The following is a 19053-nucleotide window of genomic DNA, read 5'->3' on the forward strand; positions in this document are numbered from 1 at the left end:
GGCGGTCTTATACTGACGCATCACAGGCGACACGCGGCCGTCATGGGCTGCAGGCAGGGCGAGATGAAGGGCAAATTGAAGGTGGCAGGCCTGTTGGCCGTCGGTGCCGTGGCCGGTGCCTTGACCACCTTGCAGTTGCAGGCCAATGCGCGCAACCAGCTCGCGCCGCTGCCGCTCGAAGAGCTGCAGCAGCTCGCGGCCGTCTTCGGCATGGTCAAGAGCGACTACGTCGACCCGGTCGACGAGAAGAAGCTGATCTCCGACGCCATCGGCGGCATGGTCGCGGGGCTGGATCCGCATTCGGTCTACTTCGACAAGAAGACCTTCAAGGAATTCCGCGAGGGCACGACCGGCAAGTTCGTCGGGGTCGGCATCGAGATCGGCATGGAAGACGGCCTGGTCAAGGTCGTCTCGCCGATCGAGGGGTCGCCGGCCTTCCGCGCCGGCTTGAAGCCCGGTGATCTGGTGACCCGCATCGATGACGTGCCGGTCAAGGGTCTGACCATGGACCAGGCCGTCAAGCGCATGCGTGGCGAGCCCGGCACCAAGGTCGTGCTGACCCTCTTCCGCAAGGACGAGAACCGCAGCTTCCCCGTCACCATCGTGCGCGAGGAGATCCGCGTGCAGAGCGTGCGCGCCAAGATGGCCGAGCCCGGATTCGGCTGGGTGCGCGTCACGCAGTTCCAGGACCGCACGGTCGAGGACTTCGTGCGCAAGGTCGAGGAGCTCTACAAGGCCGATCCGAAGCTCAAGGGCCTGGTGCTGGACCTGCGCAATGACCCGGGCGGCCTGCTCGAGGGCGCGGTCGCGCTGTCGGCGGCTTTCCTGCCGGCCGAGGCGGTGGTGGTGTCCACCAACGGCCAGGTCGCTGAATCCAAGGCCACGTTCAAGGCGTCGCCCGACTACTACGTGCGCCGTGGCGGGCCCGATCCGCTGCGCCGTCTGCCGGCCGCGCTGAAGAACGTGCCGCTGGTGGTGCTGGTCAACGAGGGCTCGGCCTCGGCGAGCGAGATCGTCGCCGGTGCGCTGCAGGATCACAAGCGCGCGACCATCATGGGCGCGCAGACCTTCGGCAAGGGCTCCGTGCAGACGGTGCGCCCGCTGTCGGCCGACACCGCGCTGAAGATCACGACCGCGCGCTACTACACGCCGAGCGGCCGCAGCATCCAGGCCAAGGGCATCGTGCCCGACCTGTGGATCGACGAGACCGCCGAAGGCAATGTCTTCGCCGCCTTGCGCACCCGCGAGGCCGATCTCGAGAAGCATCTCGCCAACGGCCCCGAGGCCAAGGACGAGGCGCGCGAGAAGGCCCGCGAGGAAGCCCGCAAGAAGCTCGAGGAGCTGACCGCCAAGGCCGGCAAGGAAGGCCCGAAGCCGCTGCCCGACTTCGGCTCGGCCGAGGACTGGCCGCTGATCCAGGCCCTGAACCAGCTCAAGGGCAAGCCGGTGGCCGTCAGCAAGACGCTGTCGGAGCGCAAGGCCGCTGTCGACGACGATGCGGCCGGTACGCCACCGGCGGCGCCGGGCGCACGCCGTTGAGTCCGCGACGCCGGCGCGCGGGCCCGTCGTGCCGCGCTGCGGCCTTCACCTGAAGGCCGCCGCATGAACGACGATCAGCTGCTGCGCTACTCGCGCCACATCCTGCTCGACGACATCGGCATCGAGGGCCAACAGCGCCTGCTCGACGGCCATGCGCTGGTCGTCGGTGCGGGCGGGCTGGGTTCGCCGGTGGCCCTCTACCTGGGCACGGCCGGGGTCGGCCGCATCACGGTGGCGGACCATGACCACGTGGACGTGACCAACCTGCAGCGCCAGATCGCGCACAGCCTGGCCCGGATCGGCCGGCCCAAGGCCGAGTCGGTGCGTGAGAGCATCGCCGCCATCAATCCGGACGTGCAGGTCGATGCGGTCGTGCTGCGGGCCGATGCGCCATGGCTGGACCGTGCGGTGGCCGAGGCCGACGTGGTGCTGGATTGCAGCGACAACTTCCGCACCCGTCATGCCGTCAATGCCGCCTGCGTGCGCCATCGCAAGCCGCTGGTCTCGGGCGCCGCGATCGGCTTCGACGGCCAGATCGCGGTCTACGATGTCCGGACGCCGGGCCAGCCCTGCTATGCCTGTCTGTTCCCCGCCGACAGCACGGTCGAGGAGGTGCGGTGCGCGACCATGGGCGTGTTCGCCCCTCTGGTCGGCATCATCGGCAGCGTGCAGGCGGCCGAGGCGCTGAAGCTGCTGGCCGGCATCGGCAGTTCACTGGCCGGGCGGCTGCAGTTGCTCGATGCCCGGCGCATGGAGTGGACCGAGCTCAAGCTCGCGGCCCAGCCCACGTGTGCGGTCTGCGCGCCGATCGCGGGCTGAGTGCAGGCCGGCTCTTGCCGGCGAGGTCCGCGCAGGCTGCTATGCTGACGGTTCAGCGGCGCGTGTCGCGGTCGATCGCGCGCAGGGCGGCGGCTTCCAGGTCAGCGGCGAATCCCGGCTCGGTGCGCTCGATGCGGCGGGCCCACTCCAGCACTTCCTCCGCCGTCTTCGGCTCGGTACGTGCCGAGGCCAGCAGCCATTGGTCGGCACGCTGCACGGCCTGGATCAGGAGGTGGGCGAGCTGGGCGAACCACTCGGCACCGCGCGGGATCACCAGGCGGGCCGGGCGGCCGAAAGTCATGGATGCGGAACTCATGGGGAATCTCCTGTTCTGCACGGCGGATCGCGTCGTGTTGCGGTGCAGTATAGGGTTTCCACGTATATCCGAGTGGAGAATACGGCTGTGTTCCAGGCCAGATCCACGTGCATTCCCGCACGCGGCGCCGGTCTCCTGCGCCCTGGGCGGAGTCTGAGGTCACGGTGAACCTGCATGTGCCCACATTGATGGTGGCCCTGATGCTGGGCTTCGCGCTGCTGACGCTGCAGGTCAGCCTGGCGCACCGTCGCACGCGCTCGCGTCATGAGCTGGCGCTGTGGTCGCGTGGCTGTTTCTGCCTGATGCTGGATTTCGTGCTGCTGGCCGCCGATCGTGGACAGGGCGGGCTGCTGACCAGCCTGGGGCAGGCGGCGCAGTGGGCGGGTCTGGCCTTCTACGCCCAGGCGCTGCATTGGTTGCTGCTCGGCCACGCCGGGCCGCGCTGGCTGGTGCACAGCCAGCCCTGGGCCTGGGCGGTGCTGCTGGCGCTGCAACTGGTCGGCGTGTCGCTGGCCGGTCGCGTGGCGGCCAGTTCCTTGTACTGCGCGGCGCTGCTGGCCAGCGGCGTCGTGGTGATCCGCCTGCGCGGCTGGAATGCCGAGCGTTCGTTGCGCCTGGTGGCCGTCTCGCTCGCGGGCCTGGTGCTGGTGCTGCTGTGGCGTGGTGCCCGGCTGCTCTGGACCGAGGACACCATCGTCAGCCTCAGTGAGGCCGGTCCGATCCAGGAATTGGCGATGCTGGCGACCTATGTCGGCATGTTGGGCGCGGGCTTCGGCTTCGTGATGACGGTGTTCGAGCGCACGGCGGCCCAGCTCGAGCTGATGGCCACCCAGGATGGCCTGACCGGCTGTCTGAACCGAGCCACCACCGATGAGCTGCTGGCCCAGGCCCTGCGCCAGGCGCGGCGTGCCGCCCAGCCGGTGGCCTTCGTGCTGATGGATCTCGACCACTTCAAGCGCATCAACGACAGCCACGGCCACCAGACCGGTGACGAGGTGCTGCGTCGCTTCGCCGTCGCGGTGCGCCAGCGCCTGCGGGCCTCGGACGTGTTCGGCCGGCTCGGTGGCGAGGAATTCGGTCTGGTTCTGCCGGCCACCGATCCGGCCGGCGCACGCATCCTGGTCGACGATGTGCGCGAGGCGGTGGCCGCGCTCCAGCTTCAGGGGCGCGACGGATCGCCGATCCGGCTGACGGTGTCGGCCGGCATCGCCGTGGCCCTGCCGGGCCAGGAGATGAGTGCCGAGCGGCTCTATGGCCGTGCCGACCAGTCGCTGTACGAGGCCAAGCGCTGCGGCCGCAACCGCACCGAGCTCTACGGTGCCTCGCGCGAGGCCGAGCCGGCCGCGGCGGACGCCGGTGCGGGCGCGGCGCCGGTGCTGCGCGCGGCCGACGCCAGCGAGCGCCGGGTCGGCTGACCGGCCCCGCCCCGCGGATGTCCGGTCGGGGTCCGGCCCCGACCGCCGGCAGGCCTCAGTAGTTCAGGCCCATCGCGTTGCGCACGTCCTTCATCGTCTGGCGGGCGACCGTGCGTGCACGCTCGGTGCCGGCCTCGACGATCCAGTGCAGTTGCTTGGGGTTGGCCAGATAGGCCTCGGCCCGCTCGCGCCAGGGCTGCTGCTCCTTGATCACGGCCTCGATCACCGGCTGCTTGCAGTCCAGGCAGCCGATGCCCGCGGTCTTGCAGCCCTGCTGCACCCACTCGCGCGTCGGCCCATCGGTGTAGACCTGATGGAACTGCCAGACCGGGCAGCGCTCGGGATCGCCCGGATCGGTGCGGCGCGCGCGCTGCGGATCGGTCTTCATGCCGCGGATCTTCTGCGTGACGACCTCGGGGCTGTCGCGCATCGCGATCGTGTTGCCGCGGCTCTTGCTCATCTTGTCGCCGTCCAGGCCGGGCAGCTTGCTGGTCTCGGTCAGCAGCACGTCCGGCTCGGTCAGCACGCTCTTGCCGCTGCCCTTGAGGTGGCCCAGCAGCAGCTCGGTCTCGTCGGCATCCAGCACGGCGGCGGCCTGCTGCTTGCGCACCAGCGCCTCGCCCTTGGCCAGCGCCTCGGCCTTGCCGTCCTGGCCGTAGGCCTTGCGCTGCTTGTCCAGGTAGCGCTGGTCGTCCTTGGACAGCTTGGCCAGCGCCGCGGCCACGCGCTGCTCGTGGTCCGGTGCGCGGCCGTACAGGTGGTTGAAGCGGCGCGCGACCTCGCGCGTGATCTCCACGTGCGGTGCCTGGTCCTCGCCGACCGGCACATGGGCGGCCTTGTAGATCAGGATGTCGGCGGCCTGCAGCAGCGGGTAGCCGAGGAAGCCGTAGGTCGCCAGATCCTTGTCCTTGAGCTTCTCGATCTGGTCCTTGTAGGTCGGCATACGCTCCAGCCAGCCCAGCGGCGTGCCCATGGCCAGCAGCGTGAACAGCTCGGCATGCTCGGGCAGGCGGCTCTGGATGAAGATCGTCGCGCGGTCCGGGTCCAGGCCGGCGGCGATCCAGTCGGTGACCATCTCGTAGACCGATTTCTCGATGATCGAGCGGTCCTCGTAGTGGGTGGTCAGCGCGTGCCAGTCGGCGACGAAGAAGAAGCAGTCGTGGTCGTCCTGCAGGCGCACCCAGTTCTTCAGGGCGCCGTGGTAGTGGCCGAGGTGCAGGGCGCCGGTCGGGCGCATGCCGGAAAGGACGCGGGATCGCATGGTGGCGGCAATGGCTGATGCGTGAAAGTGGCGATTCTCGCCCAAGCAGCCGGCCTGCGGATGCCGTCCGGACGGGCCCGTGCCGGCGGTGTCCGCCCGGGGTGCCGCGGGCATCGGGTCGCCGGCCGGCCGCGCGTCGGCCGCGCGTCGGCCTCGCGCCGGTGCGTAGAATCCCGCCCCTTCCATGAAGCGCATCGTCATCCTGATTTCCGGGCGCGGCAGCAACATGCAGTCCATCGTCGAGGCCTGTGCGGCCGAGGGGTGGGCGGCCGATGTCGTCGCCGTGCTGTCCAACAAGCCCGACGCGGCCGGCCTGGCCTGGGCCGCCGAACGTGGCATCGCCACCGGTGTGGTCGATCACCGGGCCCATGCTGAACGCGCCGACTTCGATGCCGCGCTCGCGGCGGCCGTCGACGCCCATGCGCCCGATCTGGTCCTGCTGGCCGGCTTCATGCGGGTGCTGACCGACGGCTTCGTCCAGCGCTATGCCGGTCGCCTGATCAACATCCATCCGTCGCTGCTGCCGGCCTTTCCGGGCCTGCACACCCACCGCCGGGCGCTGGAGGCGGGCTGTCATCTGGCCGGCGCCAGCGTGCACTTCGTGACGCCCACGCTCGACCATGGTCCGCTGATCGCCCAGGCGGCCGTGCCGGTGATGCCCGAGGACACGCCCGAGCGGCTGGCCGCACGCGTGCTGGTGGCCGAGCATCGCCTGTATCCGATGGCCGTGCGCTGGGCCGTCGACGATGCGCTGACGCTGACCGATGACGGCCACGTGACGCAGCGCGAGAACGCCCCGCAGTGGCTGTGGGGCGGCTGACGCCGGCGGTGTTGACGGCCGTGTCCGGCGGCGCGGGGATAATCGGGGCATGCATCCTTCTGCCCTGCTGGACCTGACCACCGAGCTGGTCCGCACCGTGCTGAAGCTGGACGCCCCGGCTGACAGCATCGTTTCCCAATTCTTCCGTCGCCAGCGCGTCCTCGGTCCGCGCGAGCGCCATGTGCTGGCTGAGACCGCTTATGCGGTGCTGCGCCGGCGTACCCGTTACCAGCATCTGGCCCAGAGCGGCCACGGTGCGCTCGAACGGCGGCTCGCCCTGCTGGCCTGGGCCGGCGACAGCAAACCGTTGCGCGCCGCGCTCGGCCCGAACGAGATCGCCTGGCTCGAGCAGATCAAGGCCATCGACGTCAACGGCCTCGCCGACAAGCAGCGCCACAACCTGCCCGACTGGCTGGCCGCCTCCCTGCGCCAGACCCTGGGTGACGAGGGCTTCTGGGCCCTGGTGGCCGCACTCGACGCGCCGGCGTCGCTCGATCTGCGCGTCAACACGCTCAAGGCCCGGCGCGAGGACATCCTGGCCGAGCTGCAGGCCCTCGGCATCGATGCCCGGCCGACGCCGTATTCCCCCTGGGGTCTGCGCATCGCGGGCAAGCCGGCGCTGCAGAAGCTCGCGCTGTTCAACCGCGGCGATGTCGAGGTGCAGGACGAGGGCAGTCAGCTGCTGGCCGCCCTCGTCGACGCCAAGCGCGGCGAGATGGTGGTCGATTTCTGTGCGGGCGCGGGCGGCAAGACGCTGGCGCTGGGCGCGGCCATGCGCTCGACCGGCCGGCTGTATGCGTTCGATGTCTCCGGCCACCGGCTCGACGCGCTCAAGCCGCGGCTGGCGCGCAGCGGGCTGTCCAACGTGCATCCGGCGCAGCTGTCGCACGAGCGCGACGAGCGGGTCAAGCGCCTGGCCGGCAAGATCGACCGCGTGCTGGTCGATGCGCCGTGCTCGGGCATGGGCACCCTGCGCCGCAACCCCGACCTGAAGTGGCGTCAGGGCCCGAAGGACATCGCCGAGCTGCAGACGCTGCAGGGCTCGATCCTGGCCAGCGCCTCGCGCATGGTCAAGTCGGGGGGGCGGCTGGTCTACGCGACCTGCAGCCTGATGCCCGACGAGAACGAGAAGGTGGCCGATGCCTTCGCCGCCGCGCATCCCGATTTCGAGCCCTTGCCGGTGGTCGAGTGCCTGGAGAAGGCCCATGTGGCCGATGCCGGGGCCCTGGTCGAAGGCGCTTACCTGCGTGCGTGGCCGCATCGCCACGGGACCGACGGGTTCTTCGCGGCGGCCTGGCAGCGGCGCTGATCACCTCTTCCCTTGATCTGGGTCTGTCAGGGTCCATGACCTGACGCAATTCAAGGTCTTGTGGAAGGCGGTCATGCCTACAATTGAGAGTTCCGTCCGCCTCGGACGGGAGGCCAGCGCCCGCCCCGGGCGCAGCAGCGCCGCTGGCGCGGGTGGCAAGATTCACCGATGAACATGATGACGACTCTGACCGACGCGCTGGTGAACTGGCTTGCGCACGGCCTGTGGGCCGAGGCAACCTGGTGGCAGGTCACGCTCTACACCCTGATCGTGACGCACCTGACGATCTGTGGCGTGACCATCTTCCTGCACCGTTCGCAGGCCCACCGGGCCCTCGAACTCGGCCCGGTGCCTTCGCACTTCCTGCGTTTCTGGCTGTGGCTGACCACGGGCATGGTGACCAAGGAGTTCGTCGCCGTCCACCGCAAGCACCACGCCAAGTGCGAGACCGAAGAGGACCCGCACAGCCCGCAGACCCGTGGCCTGAAGGCCCTGCTGCTGACCGGTGTCGAGCTCTACCGTGCCGAGGCGCACAACGCCGAGACGCTGAAGAAGTACGGCCACGGCACGCCCGATGACTGGATCGAGCGCAACCTCTACACCCGCTACAGCTGGCAGGGCGTGGGTCTGATGCTGATCATCAACCTCGCGCTGTTCGGCGGTCTGGGGCTGACGATCTGGGCGATCCAGATGGTGTGGATCCCGGTCTGGGCGACCGGCGTGATCAACGGCATCGGTCACTACTGGGGCTACCGCAACTTCGAGGCGGCCGACGCATCGACCAATGTCGTGCCCTGGGGCATCCTGATCGGTGGCGAGGAGCTGCACAACAACCACCACACCTTCGCCACGTCGGCCAAGTTCTCGGTCAAGCCCTACGAGTTCGACATCGGCTGGCTCTACATCCGTGGTCTGGAGAAGCTGGGCTGGGCCAAGGTCCGCAAGACCATTCCCCGTCTGGGTGAAGGCGACGTCAAGCCGGTGGCCGACAGCAAGACGCTGGAGGCGATCATCGCCAACCGCTACGAGGTGATGGCCCGCTACGCGAAGGAGCTGCGTGCGGCCTGCGCGACCGAACTGCGCAACCAGCAGTCCAAGGGCGGTGCCGCGGCCCGCATCGGTGAGCTGCAGCAGGCCATGCGCTGGCTGCACCGCGACGAGGAGAAGATCCCCCAGGACGTGCGCCCGCAGCTGGCGGCCGCGGTCGAGAACAGCCCCCAGCTGGCCAAGCTGGTGGCCATGCGCGAGGAGCTCCGCCTGCTGTGGACCCGCACGAATGTGTCGGCCGAGCAGCTGGTGCTGGACCTGCAGGCCTGGTGCAAGAAGGCGGAGGCCAGCGGGATCGATGCGCTGGCCCAGTTCTCGCAACGTCTGCGCGCGGCCCGGGTGGTCTGATCGCGCAGTGGATGGGGGTGGCGCGCCGTGTGTGGCGTTGGCCTCCCGTCCGATCATCAAGAGCGCCCTGAGGGGCGCTTTTTTCATGGTGCGGACGGGATGGAGGTGGGGTGTCCCGGTGCCTGCGGGCCAGGATCCTTGCCTCTCGGCATCCGCGGACGTCACGCCATGGCGTTCCACGATGGGAGGCCTTGCGCCCCAGTGTGGCCCCAGTGTGATTCGTGCTGGGCCGATGCATGCGCCCGAGGTGTCGAGCGTGTCTTCGCACGACAGCGGCGCCCGAAAAAGAAAAAGCCCGCCGGAGGGCGGGCTTTCGAAGGCGATGCGAGGGCGCCGCGAGGGCGCCGGGCATCACTTCAGCTTCACTTCCTTGAACAGGACGTGCTTGCGGGCCTTCGGATCGAACTTCATGAATTCCAGCTTTTCGGGCGTGGTCTTCTTGTTCTTGGCCGTGGTGTAGAAGAAACCGGTGCCGGCCGTGGACTCCAGCTTGATCTTCTCGCGTCCGCCTTTGGCTGCCATGATGGGCTCCTGTGGGATTCGTCAGTGGAAGGGGAGGGCGGAGATCAGATCTCGCCGCGGGCGCGCAGATCGGCCAGGACCTGGTCGATGCCGACCTTGTCGATCAGGCGCAGAGCGGCGTTGCTGATGCGCAGGCGCACCCAGCGGTTCTCGCTCTCGACCCAGAAACGACGGTACTGCAGATTCGGCAGCCAGCGACGCTTGGTCTTGTTGTTGGCGTGGGAGACATGGTGTCCCACCATCGGGCCCTTGCCCGTGACTTGACAGACGCGTGCCATGACGCTTCTCCAGGAACTTTGACTGTTGCAGGCACGGCAAGCAGAGCACGAGCACCGCGGTCCTCGCGGACCGGGCCACCCTTGGTACTTGCCCATTGGGGGTGCCGACGGGACAGCGCACGAAGCCGATGGACCTTTTCAGGTCCGCTCCGCCCGCCACACCCCGCGAAGCAGCCGGTCACCTCCATCTCCGGCTCCTGCTTTCGGCAGGGGAAATGAGGTGCGGCCGCTTTCGGCAAAGACGCTGATTATAGCCAGAAACCGGGTGCCGCGCAGCGGCCCGGTCGCACGAGGATGCCGCGCCCCTGCGCGGCGTCGCTCACTCAGCCCTGCTGCTCGAGGAAGCGCTGGGCGTCGAGTGCGGCCATGCAGCCGGTGCCGGCCGAGGTGATGGCCTGGCGATAGACGTGGTCCTGCACATCGCCGGCGGCGAACACGCCGGGCACGCTGGTCATCGTCGAGAAGCCCTCGTGGCCGCCGCGGGTGATCAGGTAGCCGTCCTTCATCTGCAGCTGGCCGTCGAAGATGCCGGTGTTGGGCTGGTGACCGATGGCGATGAAGCATCCCTTGACCGGCACGTCCTTCGTCGCCCCGGTGTTGACGTCCTTCAGCCGCACGCCGGTCACGCCACTGGCGTCGCCCAGCACCTCGTCGAGCGTGTTGTACAGGTGCAGCTCCATCTTGCCCTCGGCCACCTTGGACATGACCTTGTCGATCATGATGGCCTCGGCGCGGAACTTGTCGCGGCGATGCACCAGATGCACCTTGCTGGCGATGTTCGACAGGTACAGGGCTTCCTCGACCGCGGTGTTGCCGCCGCCGACCACCGCCACCACGTCACCGCGGTAGAAGAAGCCGTCGCAGGTGGCGCAGGCGCTGATGCCGCGACCCATGAAGGCTTCCTCGCTCGGCAGGCCCAGGTACTTGGCCGATGCGCCGGTGGCGATGATCAGCGTGTCGCAGGTGTACTCGCCGCTGTCGCCCTTCAGGCGGAACGGGCGCTGGCCCAGCTGCACCTCGTTGATGTGGTCGAACACCATCTGGGTGTTGAAGCGCTCGGCGTGCTTCTGGAAACGCTCCATCAGCTCCGGGCCCTGCACGCCCATCACGTCGGCCGGCCAGTTGTCGACCTCGGTGGTGGTCATCAGCTGACCACCTTGCGCCATGCCGGTGACCAGCAGCGGCTTGAGATTGGCACGTGCGGCGTAGATGGCGGCGGTGTAGCCGGCCGGGCCGGAGCCCAGGATCAGCACCTGGGCATGGATGGGGGAGGAGCTCATGGGTCGGGCGGGGCGCGGCCGCATGGCCGTCGCTGATGGAGGATGTTTGGTGCCAGGAATTGTCACACGTCGTTGTCGACCCCGCCCCGGCCCGGGTTGCCCGGCACAATGTCACGTGAACCCTGGTCGCGGTGGCGACCAGGGGTGGCGTGCCACCTCTGTCGGCCTGCTCTAACCCTGTGCGGTGACGGGCTGGAAAAGGGCGTCAAAGGGGCCACACCTCGCTACTTGTTCACGTCGCCGCTTCACGGACACTGCAGCGCGAGAGGAAAGGATCACACCATGTCCATGCTGACCAATCTAGACCTGATCCGGCGCGTGCCCCTGTTTTCCATGCTCACCAACGAGCAGGCGCAGGCCATCGCCGACAGCGTCGTCAAGCGGCGATTCCGGCGTGGGGAGCTGGTCGTCGAGCAGGGGCGCAAGAGCAATGCGCTGTTCATCCTGCTGAACGGCCGCGCCCGCGTGCTGACGGCCGACACGCGGGGTCGCGAGGTGATCCTCGCCGTGCTCGAGTCGGGCGACTATGTCGGCGAGATGAGCCTGATCGACAACGATGCCCACTCGGCGACCGTGCGTTGCGAGGTGCAGACCGACATGCTGATCCTCGGCCGCGCCGACTTCCAGCGCTGCCTGCCCGAGCACTCCTCGCTGAGCTACGCCATCCTGCGCGGCCTGGTGCGCCGGCTGCGCCATGCCGATCGCCAGATCGAGTCGCTGGCGCTGCTGGACGTCTACGGCCGCGTCGCCCGCACGCTGCTGGAGATGGCCGAGGACGTCAACGGCGTCAAGCTGATCCGCAACAAGGTCTCGCGCCAGGACATGGCCAAGGTCGTCGGCGCCTCGCGCGAGATGGTCAGCCGGGTCATGAAGGACCTGGAGGAGCGCGGCGTCATCGAGACCCAGGACAACGGCGCCGTCATCATCAAGGAACGCGCGACCGAGGAGGCCTGAGCGGTCCGCGCCCACCGGCGCAGCGCCATGTGAGTGCCCACTGCGGCGCCGGTCCGGCGGGGCGGGCCGTGGTGATCGGACACAATCCCCGCCATGAGTTACACGCTGGGAATCCTGCGCGGTGAATCCGCCGCGCCGAGCGCGCCGCGACCGCCGCGGCCGATGCCGCGTTGGCGGCTGCAGCTGTGGCTGCTCGGCGGCGGCCTGGCCTGGTTGTTCGCGGTCATGGCCCTGGTGACCCACGATCCGGCCGACCCGGCCTTCTCCACCAGCGGTCTGCCGGGGGTACCGCTGCACAACGCGGCCGGTCTGCTCGGGGCCTGGGTGTCGGATCTGCTGCTGTTCGGCGGCGGGCTGTCGATCTGGTGGCTGGTGATCGTCGCGGCCCGTGACTGGCTGGCGATGCTGGTGCTGTGGCTGCGCCGCGATGCGGCCGAGGCCGCGGGCGGGGATCCGCTGGCCTTGCAGCAGGCGGTCGGTCTGGACGCGCGCTGGAGCTACTGGGCGGGCACCGCGCTGTTGCTGTGCGCGAGCTGTGCACTCGAATGGAGCCGCCTCTACCGGCTGGATCCGCTGCTGCCCGGCGGGCAGTCCGGCGGTGTGCTGGGCGCGTTGATCGGCGCGCCGTCGGTGCGCTGGCTGGGCTTCGAGGGCTCGGGTGTGCTGTGGATCGCCGTCGGGGTCTGGGCGGCTGCGCTCGCGATGCGCTTTTCCTGGGCCCGTGCGGCCGACGCGATCGGTGAGCGCATCGAGGGGCTGTTCCAGGCCGGCGCTGCCGCACAGGAGGCTCGGCAGGACCGCCGCATCGCCCGCGCGATGGCGGCCGAGCGGGCCCATGACGCGGCCTTGGCCGCCCGTGCCGGCCACGAGCCCGGTTTCGACGAGCCCCGGGCCGATGACGCCGGCCGCGCTGCCGCGCCGAGCGCAGGCGAGCCGCCGCGGCTGAGCGAGGCGCTGGACCTCGATCTCGCGCCACCGGCGATGCGCCCCGCGCCCGACGCCGTGCCCGATGCCGATGGCGTGCTGCCCCTGGATGCCCCGCCGCCGTGGGAGGCCGCTGCGGCCGCGGTGCCGATGCCGGTGCCGGCGGCCCTGCCGCCGCGGGCCGCGCCGCGCATCATCCAGCCGCCACCGCCCGAGGCGCTGCCCAGCGAGCGCCTGGTCAAGGAGCGTCAGCAGCCGCTGTTCACCGAACTGGCCGATACCCGGCTGCCCAAGGTCGATCTGCTGGATGCGCCGCCGCAGCGTCAGGACACGGTCACGCCCGAATCGCTGGAGATGACCAGCCGCCTGATCGAGAAGAAGCTCAAGGACTTCGGCGTCGAGGTGCACGTGGTGGCCGCCTCGCCGGGCCCGGTGATCACGCGTTACGAGATCGAGCCGGCCACCGGCGTCAAGGGCTCGCAGGTGGTCAACCTGGCCAAGGATCTGGCACGCGCGCTGTCGCTGGTGTCGATCCGCGTGGTCGAGACCATTCCGGGCAAGAACACGATGGCGCTGGAGCTGCCCAATGCCCGGCGCCAGACCATCCGTCTGGCCGAGATCCTGGGCTCGCAGGTCTACCATGCGGCCGGCTCGCTGCTGACCATGGGCCTGGGCAAGGACATCATCGGCGCCTCGGTGGTGGCCGATCTGGCCAAGATGCCGCACTGCCTGGTGGCCGGCACCACCGGCTCGGGCAAGTCGGTGGGCATCAACGCGATGATCCTGAGCCTGCTCTACAAGGCCGAGGCGCGCGATGTCCGCCTGATCCTGATCGACCCGAAGATGCTGGAAATGAGCGTCTACGAGGGCATTCCGCACCTGCTGTGCCCGGTGGTCACCGACATGAAGCAGGCCTCCAACGCGCTGAACTGGTGCGTGGGCGAGATGGAGCGGCGCTACAAGCTCATGTCCAAGATGGGCGTGCGCAACCTGGCCGGCTACAACAAGAAGATCGATGACGCGGCCGCACGGGAGGAGAAGATCCCCAACCCGTTCAGCCTGACGCCCGAGGAGCCGGAGCCGCTGGACCGCCTGCCGCACATCGTGGTGGTCATCGACGAGCTGGCCGACCTGATGATGGTGGTCGGCAAGAAGATCGAGGAACTGATCGCCCGCCTGGCGCAGAAGGCGCGCGCGGCCGGCATCCACCTGATCCTGGCCACGCAGCGGCCCTCGGTCGACGTGATCACCGGCCTGATCAAGGCCAACATTCCGACGCGCATCAGTTTCCAGGTCAGCAGCAAGATCGACAGCCGCACCATCCTCGACCAGATGGGTGCCGAGGCGCTGCTGGGCATGGGCGACATGCTCTACATGCCCTCGGGCACCGGGCTGCCGGTGCGCGTGCACGGCGCCTTCGTCTCCGACGACGAGGTCCACCGGGTGGTCGAGTTCATCAAGAGCCAGGGCGAGCCGAACTACATCGAGGGCATCCTCGAAGGCGGGGTGCTCGACGGTGAGGCCGAGTCCGGCGGCGGTGGCGGGGGAACCGGCGGTGGCGATGACGAGTCCGATCCGCTGTACGACCAGGCCGTGGCCGTGGTGCTGCAGCACCGCAAGGCCTCGATCAGCCTGGTCCAGCGCCATCTGCGCATCGGCTACAACCGTTCGGCGCGGCTGCTGGAGCAGATGGAGAAGTCCGGTCTGGTCTCGGCCCTGTCGTCCAACGGCAACCGGGACCTGCTGATCCCCAAGCGCGAGGAATGAGGTGTGTGGCGGCGCCCCGCGGGCGGCCGTCCGTACCCGTGAGAGAAAGTCGGAGCATGAGCGTGCATGAGCGTCGTCGGGCCCTGGGCCGTCTGCTGTCCGGGATGGTGGCCCCGCGGGCCGGGCGTTGGTTGTCCGCCGGTGGGCTGGGGGCGCTGGCCCTGGCGACGGGTCCGGTGCAGGCGGCCGATGCGCTGGCCACCCTGCGCCAGTTCAACCAGGAGGTGCGCAGCGCGCGCGCCCGCTTCACCCAGACCGTGACCTCGCCTGACGGCGCGCGGCGCAAGACCAGCAGCGGGCGCTTCGAGTTCATGCGGCCCGACCGCTTCCGCTTCGTCTACGAGAAGCCGTTCGAGCAGCTGATCGTGGCCGACGGCCGCAAGGTCTGGCTGCACGATCCGGACCTCAACCAGGTCACGGTGCGGTCGATGGACCAGGCGCTCGGTGCGACGCCGGCCGCGCTGCTGGCCGGCAACCAGATCGAGCGCGACTTCGAGCTCAAGGCGCTGCCGGCACGCGACGGCCTGGACTGGGTGCAGGCCCTGCCCAGGGGCAAGGACGGCCAGCTGCGCCAGCTGGCGGTGGGCTTCCGCGGCACGGCGCTGGCCGCGCTCGAGATCGTCGATGCCTTCGGTCAGCGCTCGCTGCTGCAGTTCAGCGAGCTGCAGACCCATGTCGCCTTCGCCGACGACGCCTTCCGCTTCACGCCGCCCAAGGGCGCCGACCTGGTGTCGCCGTGAGCGGGGCGGGCGTCCGCACGCTGCTGGTCCATGAGTTCCTGACCGCGGGCGGTCTGGTGTCCGCGGCGGGCCCGGAAACGGGCGGCGGCCCGGCGGTTTCCGGTGAGGACCCGGCCGGCCACGCCGCGCTGCTGGCGCAGGGCCGCGCGATGCGCGACGCGATGCTGGCCGATCTGCAGGCGTTGCCGGCGGTGCGGGCCGGCCGGCTGCGGCTGCGGGTGGCCGACTGTGCGGATGCCCCGTGGGCCGCCGGCGCCCACCAGGAGGTCTGGCGGGCCGAGCCGGGCGAGACGCCGCTGGACTTCGCGCGCCGGCTGCTGCAGGGCGTCGACCTGGCCTGGATGGTCGCGCCCGAGAGCGATGGCCTGCTGGCCGCCTGTCTGAACCTGGCCGGCGAGCGGCGCTGGATCGGCTGTGACGCGCAGGCCATCGCGGTGGCCTCCAGCAAGATGCGCACGCTGCAGGCGCTGGCCGACCACGGTGTGCTGACGCCCTTGGCGCTGCGGCTGGCCGATGCCGCCTCGCGCTGGGTGGTCAAGCCCGATGACGGCGCGGGTTGCGTGGCCACCGAGGTGTTCGACGACGCGGCGGCGGCCGAGGCCCGGGCCCAGGCCCGGCGCGCGACCGGCGAGGGGGTGACGCTGCAGCCCTGGGTCGAGGGCGAGGCGATGAGCGTCTCGCTGCTGTGCACCTCCGGTCAGGCGCAACTGCTGAGCCTGAACCGCCAGCAGGTGACGGTCGATGTCGACGGTGGCGTGCGCTATGCCGGGGTCGAGGTCGGTGCGCTGGCCGCGGCCGATCCGCGGCGCCGCGCGCTGCAGCGCCTGGCCGACCGCGTGCGGGCGGCACTGCCGGGGCTGCGCGGCTTCGTCGGCGTCGATCTGGTCTGGCACGGCGGTCTCGGGCCGGTGGCCATCGAGATCAATCCGCGCGTCAGCTGTGCCTATGCCGGGCAGTCGGCGCGGCTCGGCATCAACCTGGCCGGCGCGGTGCTGGCGGCCTGCGGCCATCCGGCGGACTGAGCGGCCCGCCGGTCGGCGGCGGCGTCACTGCAGCGTGTCCATCAGCCCCATCTCGGCGCTGGCCATCATGCCCTCGATGTCGAGCAGGATCAGCATGCGTTCGGTGTCGCCGGAACTCACCGTGCCCAGGCCGGTGATGTAGGCCGAGTCGATGGTGCCGTTGAACTCCGGCGCCGGCTTGATCTGGTCGGTGCGCAGGTCCAGCACGTCGCTGACCGAGTCGACGACGATGCCCACCGTGCGGTGGCCGATGTTCAGGATGATGACGACGGTGAAGGCGTCGTACTTGATCTCGTCGAGCGCGAAGCGCATGCGCATGTCGACGATGGGCACGATCACCCCGCGCAGATTGACCACGCCCTTCATGAAGGAGGGCGCATTGGCGATGCGCGTGGGCTGCTCGTAGCCGCGGATCTCCTGCACCTTCAGGATGTCGATGCCGTATTCCTCGGCACCGAGCTTGAACGACAGCACCTCGCGTGGGGTGCCGGTGACGACGCCGGCCGCGGCGGCCTGCGAGACGGCTTGGGATTCAAGGGCGGAGTGGGCACTCATTGTCAGGGTCCTGTGACGAGGATCGGCCGTCCTGCTCCCGGTGGCGGTGCGGGCCGGACAGCGGGTCCGCACCGGCCGGGGTGGCGGCTCAGGGGGGTCTTCGGCCGCACGGGCGCGGACTGAAGTGCGCCCGTGCGGCGATGCCGGACGTCCGGGCCGGCCCTGAGACAATCCCGCCATGTCTGATCGTTCCTCAGGGGCCGCGCGTGGGCGCGGCACGCGCGCCCCGCGTCCGGGCGCCGACACGGCGCTCCAGGATGGGCTCTTCGGTTTCGACGCGGAGGCGCCGACCGATGCCGTCCCCGAGGCGGGGCCGTCGGCCGGCGACGATCCGGTCGGGGCGGCGGCCGGCGCGCCCGCCGGTGCCGGAGCGCCGCTGGCCGAGCGCCTGCGCCCGCGCACGATCGACGAGGTGATCGGTCAGCGCCACCTGCTGGGCCCGGGCAAGCCGCTGCGCGTGGCCTGCGACAGCGGCCGCCTGCACTCGATGATCCTGTGGGGGCCGCCCGGGGTGGGCAAGACCACGCTGGCGCGCCTGGTGGCCGCCGCCGCGCGCACGCCGGGCAGCGCGCCCGATGCGCCGGGTGCGCGCTTCGTCGTCCTCAGCGCGGTGCTGGCCGGGGTCAAGGACATCCGCGAGGCGGTCGAGCAGGCCCAGCTGGCGCGCCGTGCCGGCCGCGCCACCGTCGTCTTCGTCGACGAGGTCCACCGTTTCAACAAGGCGCAGCAGGACGCCTTTCTGCCCCACGTCGAGTCGGGCCTGTTCACCTTCATCGGGGCCACCACCGAGAACCCGTCCTTCGAGGTCAACTCCGCGCTGCTGTCGCGTGCCACCGTCCATGTGCTGCGCTCGCTCGCCGACGAGGATCTGGCGCAGCTGGTCGAGCGCGCCCGCGTGCTGCTGCAGGCCCCCGGCCTGACGCCCGCCGCCCAGGCCCGGCTGATCGGCCATGCCGACGGCGACGCGCGGCGCCTGCTCAATGCCTGTGAGGTGGTGTTCACGCTGTGCGCGCCCGCGTCGCCGGCCGCCCCCGGCGCGGTCGTGGGCGAGGCCCCGCCCACGCCCCTGATCGACGAGCCCCAGCTGGAGGCCACCCTCGGCGAGCTGCTGCGCCGTTACGACAAGGGCGGCGACCAGTTCTATGACGCGATCAGCGCGCTGCACAAGAGCGTGCGCGGCAGCGATCCGGACGCCGCGCTGTACTGGCTGGCGCGCATGATCGATGGCGGGGTCGACCCGCGCTACGTCGCCCGCCGGGTCGTGCGCATGGCCGCCGAGGACATCGGCCTGGCCGATCCGCGCGGTCTGCAACTGGCGCTGGAGGCCGCCGCCACCTGGGAGCGTCTGGGCTCGCCCGAGGGCGATCTGGCGCTGGCCCAGGCGGTGGTCTACCTGGCCGTCGCGCCCAAGAGCAATGCCGTCTATGCCGGCTGGAAGCAGGCGCTGGCCCTGGTGCGGGCCGACGGCAGCCGGCCGGTGCCTGCGCACCTGCGCAACGCGCCGACGCGGCTGATGAAGGACCTCGGCCACGGTGCCGGCTACCGCTATGCGCACGACGAGCCCGACGGCTTCGCCGCCGGCGCGAGCTATCTGCCCGAGGGCCTGGAAGGCCAGCGCTTCTACGAGCCGGTGCCGCGCGGGCTGGAGCTCAAGATCGGCCAGCGGCTGGCCGACCTGCGCCAGCGCAATGCCGAGGCCGGCGCGGCCGGGCACGGCGACGGTGATGGTGACGGCGGCGATCCGCCGTGAGGCCGGATTGAGACCGGACTGAGCCCGGTCTGACGGAATCCCGTCCCCGTGTGGCCGTGGCGGTGCGGGGGCGTCGGCTTTCCGTCCCGCGGGGCCGGGTCGCCGCCACGCGGTGCGACCCTGGACGGCCGATCGGCCCGCGCCCCGGTCGGTGCCGCACGGCCCTGCCGATCGACCGCTGGGGCGGCCATCCGCGGCTCGCCGCCTCCGTCCGCCCCCCGCTTTCCCTGGGACGACAGGGGATGGACAAGGGCCCGTGCGGCGCCATCGCGACCGTCTGCCGGTGGTCGCGCCGCCGCGCGGCGGACCGGCGCACCGGTCCGGCGCCCCGCCACCGGACGCCGCCCGCCCGGGCTGGCCGACTTCTTGCTGTCATGGACGATCCAA

17 protein-coding genes are annotated in these 19053 nt (G+C 70.3%); 11 read left to right on the top strand and 6 right to left on the bottom strand.

The annotated features are described in order from the left end of the window. Positions 1-63 precede the first annotated feature (63 nt). Together AACH11_RS17295 and AACH11_RS17300 are read left to right on the top strand one after the other, a co-directional pair. A complete protein-coding gene (locus AACH11_RS17295; protein WP_341375505.1) occupies positions 64-1539 on the top strand; it encodes a S41 family peptidase in 1476 nt (491 codons plus the stop codon). Positions 1540-1602: 63 nt separating this feature from the next. Further along, positions 1603-2358: a HesA/MoeB/ThiF family protein gene (locus tag AACH11_RS17300; RefSeq protein WP_341375506.1), complete on the top strand. Its 756-nt coding sequence runs from the start codon at positions 1603-1605 to the stop codon at positions 2356-2358. Positions 2359-2410: 52 nt separating this feature from the next. Here AACH11_RS17300 and AACH11_RS17305 read toward each other — a convergent pair whose 3' ends face one another. After that, on the bottom strand, positions 2411-2674 hold the full coding sequence (locus AACH11_RS17305; RefSeq protein WP_341375507.1) for a hypothetical protein: 264 nt from the start codon (positions 2672-2674) through the stop codon (positions 2411-2413). Positions 2675-2838: 164 nt separating this feature from the next. Between AACH11_RS17305 and AACH11_RS17310 the strand changes: the two genes are divergently transcribed. Next, complete coding sequence (locus tag AACH11_RS17310; RefSeq protein WP_341375508.1) at positions 2839-4089, top strand: GGDEF domain-containing protein; 1251 nt, start codon at positions 2839-2841, stop codon at positions 4087-4089. Between the two features lie 55 nt (positions 4090-4144). Here the strand turns inward: AACH11_RS17310 and AACH11_RS17315 are convergent, their stop codons facing one another. Beyond that, positions 4145-5350 (bottom strand): tryptophan--tRNA ligase, encoded by a 1206-nt coding sequence (locus AACH11_RS17315; RefSeq protein ID WP_341375509.1) that lies wholly within the window; start codon positions 5348-5350, stop codon positions 4145-4147. Between the two features lie 184 nt (positions 5351-5534). On the opposite strand from AACH11_RS17315, the gene purN reads away from it, so the two are divergent. The 3 genes from purN (at position 5535) to AACH11_RS17330 (ending at position 8874) form a co-directional block, all read left to right on the top strand. Then, entirely contained in the window at positions 5535-6170 is a 636-nt protein-coding gene (gene purN, locus AACH11_RS17320; RefSeq protein ID WP_341375510.1) for a phosphoribosylglycinamide formyltransferase, read from the top strand. 49 nt (positions 6171-6219) lie between these two features. After that, positions 6220-7479, top strand: a complete 1260-nt coding sequence (locus AACH11_RS17325) for an RsmB/NOP family class I SAM-dependent RNA methyltransferase (protein WP_341375511.1) — start codon at positions 6220-6222, stop codon at positions 7477-7479. Between the two features lie 168 nt (positions 7480-7647). Then, the gene (locus tag AACH11_RS17330; protein ID WP_341375512.1) at positions 7648-8874 is read left to right on the top strand and encodes a DesA family fatty acid desaturase; all 1227 of its coding nucleotides are present in this window, start codon (positions 7648-7650) and stop codon (positions 8872-8874) included. Between the two features lie 351 nt (positions 8875-9225). Here AACH11_RS17330 and rpmG read toward each other — a convergent pair whose 3' ends face one another. From rpmG to trxB, 3 genes are all read right to left on the bottom strand, one after another. Beyond that, positions 9226-9396: a 50S ribosomal protein L33 gene (rpmG, locus tag AACH11_RS17335; protein WP_341375513.1), complete on the bottom strand. Its 171-nt coding sequence runs from the start codon at positions 9394-9396 to the stop codon at positions 9226-9228. Between the two features lie 44 nt (positions 9397-9440). Next, positions 9441-9674, bottom strand: a complete 234-nt coding sequence (gene rpmB, locus AACH11_RS17340) for a 50S ribosomal protein L28 (protein WP_341375514.1) — start codon at positions 9672-9674, stop codon at positions 9441-9443. Positions 9675-9997: 323 nt separating this feature from the next. Beyond that, entirely contained in the window at positions 9998-10954 is a 957-nt protein-coding gene (gene trxB, locus AACH11_RS17345) for a thioredoxin-disulfide reductase (protein WP_341375515.1), read from the bottom strand. A 282-nt stretch (positions 10955-11236) separates the two neighbouring features. On the opposite strand from trxB, the gene AACH11_RS17350 reads away from it, so the two are divergent. From AACH11_RS17350 to AACH11_RS17365, 4 genes are all read left to right on the top strand, one after another. Further along, positions 11237-11908, top strand: a complete 672-nt coding sequence (locus AACH11_RS17350) for a Crp/Fnr family transcriptional regulator (protein WP_341375516.1) — start codon at positions 11237-11239, stop codon at positions 11906-11908. 93 nt (positions 11909-12001) lie between these two features. Continuing rightward, positions 12002-14599 carry a DNA translocase FtsK gene (locus tag AACH11_RS17355; protein ID WP_341375517.1) on the top strand — a complete coding sequence of 866 codons (2598 nt, stop codon included), beginning with the start codon at positions 12002-12004 and terminating at the stop codon, positions 14597-14599. Positions 14600-14703: 104 nt separating this feature from the next. After that, the gene (lolA, locus tag AACH11_RS17360; RefSeq protein ID WP_341375575.1) at positions 14704-15339 is read left to right on the top strand and encodes an outer membrane lipoprotein periplasmic chaperone LolA; all 636 of its coding nucleotides are present in this window, start codon (positions 14704-14706) and stop codon (positions 15337-15339) included. After that, positions 15336-16361 (top strand): ATP-grasp domain-containing protein, encoded by a 1026-nt coding sequence (locus tag AACH11_RS17365; RefSeq protein ID WP_341375518.1) that lies wholly within the window; start codon positions 15336-15338, stop codon positions 16359-16361. Before lolA ends, AACH11_RS17365 begins: the two co-directional genes overlap by 4 nt. A 24-nt stretch (positions 16362-16385) precedes the next feature. Here the strand turns inward: AACH11_RS17365 and AACH11_RS17370 are convergent, their stop codons facing one another. Then, positions 16386-16916, bottom strand: coding sequence for a chemotaxis protein CheW (locus AACH11_RS17370; RefSeq protein WP_341375519.1), 531 nt, complete (start codon positions 16914-16916; stop codon positions 16386-16388). Between the two features lie 178 nt (positions 16917-17094). On the opposite strand from AACH11_RS17370, the gene AACH11_RS17375 reads away from it, so the two are divergent. Then, entirely contained in the window at positions 17095-18666 is a 1572-nt protein-coding gene (locus AACH11_RS17375) for a replication-associated recombination protein A (protein WP_341375520.1), read from the top strand. Positions 18667-19053: the final 387 nt, after the last annotated feature.

The sequence above is a fragment of the Pseudaquabacterium rugosum genome, assembly GCF_038066575.1.
Classification (GTDB): Bacteria; Pseudomonadota; Gammaproteobacteria; order Burkholderiales; family Burkholderiaceae_C; genus Pseudaquabacterium; species Pseudaquabacterium rugosum.

Bases quoted from the DNA above. Each gene is read 5' to 3' on its own strand.
- AACH11_RS17295 (WP_341375505.1), top strand. From the start codon at position 64: ATGAAGGGCAAATTGAAGGTGGCAGGCCTGTTGGCCGTCGGTGCCGTG.
- AACH11_RS17300 (WP_341375506.1), top strand. From the start codon at position 1,603: ATGAACGACGATCAGCTGCTGCGCTACTCGCGCCACATCCTGCTCGAC.
- AACH11_RS17305 (WP_341375507.1), bottom strand. From the start codon at position 2,674: ATGAGTTCCGCATCCATGACTTTCGGCCGCCCGGCCCGCCTGGTGATC.
- AACH11_RS17315 (WP_341375509.1), bottom strand. From the start codon at position 5,350: ATGCGATCCCGCGTCCTTTCCGGCATGCGCCCGACCGGCGCCCTGCAC.
- purN (WP_341375510.1), top strand. From the start codon at position 5,535: ATGAAGCGCATCGTCATCCTGATTTCCGGGCGCGGCAGCAACATGCAG.
- AACH11_RS17325 (WP_341375511.1), top strand. From the start codon at position 6,220: ATGCATCCTTCTGCCCTGCTGGACCTGACCACCGAGCTGGTCCGCACC.
- AACH11_RS17330 (WP_341375512.1), top strand. From the start codon at position 7,648: ATGAACATGATGACGACTCTGACCGACGCGCTGGTGAACTGGCTTGCG.
- rpmG (WP_341375513.1), bottom strand. From the start codon at position 9,396: ATGGCAGCCAAAGGCGGACGCGAGAAGATCAAGCTGGAGTCCACGGCC.
- rpmB (WP_341375514.1), bottom strand. From the start codon at position 9,674: ATGGCACGCGTCTGTCAAGTCACGGGCAAGGGCCCGATGGTGGGACAC.
- trxB (WP_341375515.1), bottom strand. From the start codon at position 10,954: ATGAGCTCCTCCCCCATCCATGCCCAGGTGCTGATCCTGGGCTCCGGC.
- AACH11_RS17350 (WP_341375516.1), top strand. From the start codon at position 11,237: ATGTCCATGCTGACCAATCTAGACCTGATCCGGCGCGTGCCCCTGTTT.
- AACH11_RS17355 (WP_341375517.1), top strand. From the start codon at position 12,002: ATGAGTTACACGCTGGGAATCCTGCGCGGTGAATCCGCCGCGCCGAGC.
- lolA (WP_341375575.1), top strand. From the start codon at position 14,704: ATGGTGGCCCCGCGGGCCGGGCGTTGGTTGTCCGCCGGTGGGCTGGGG.
- AACH11_RS17370 (WP_341375519.1), bottom strand. From the start codon at position 16,916: ATGAGTGCCCACTCCGCCCTTGAATCCCAAGCCGTCTCGCAGGCCGCC.
- AACH11_RS17375 (WP_341375520.1), top strand. From the start codon at position 17,095: ATGTCTGATCGTTCCTCAGGGGCCGCGCGTGGGCGCGGCACGCGCGCC.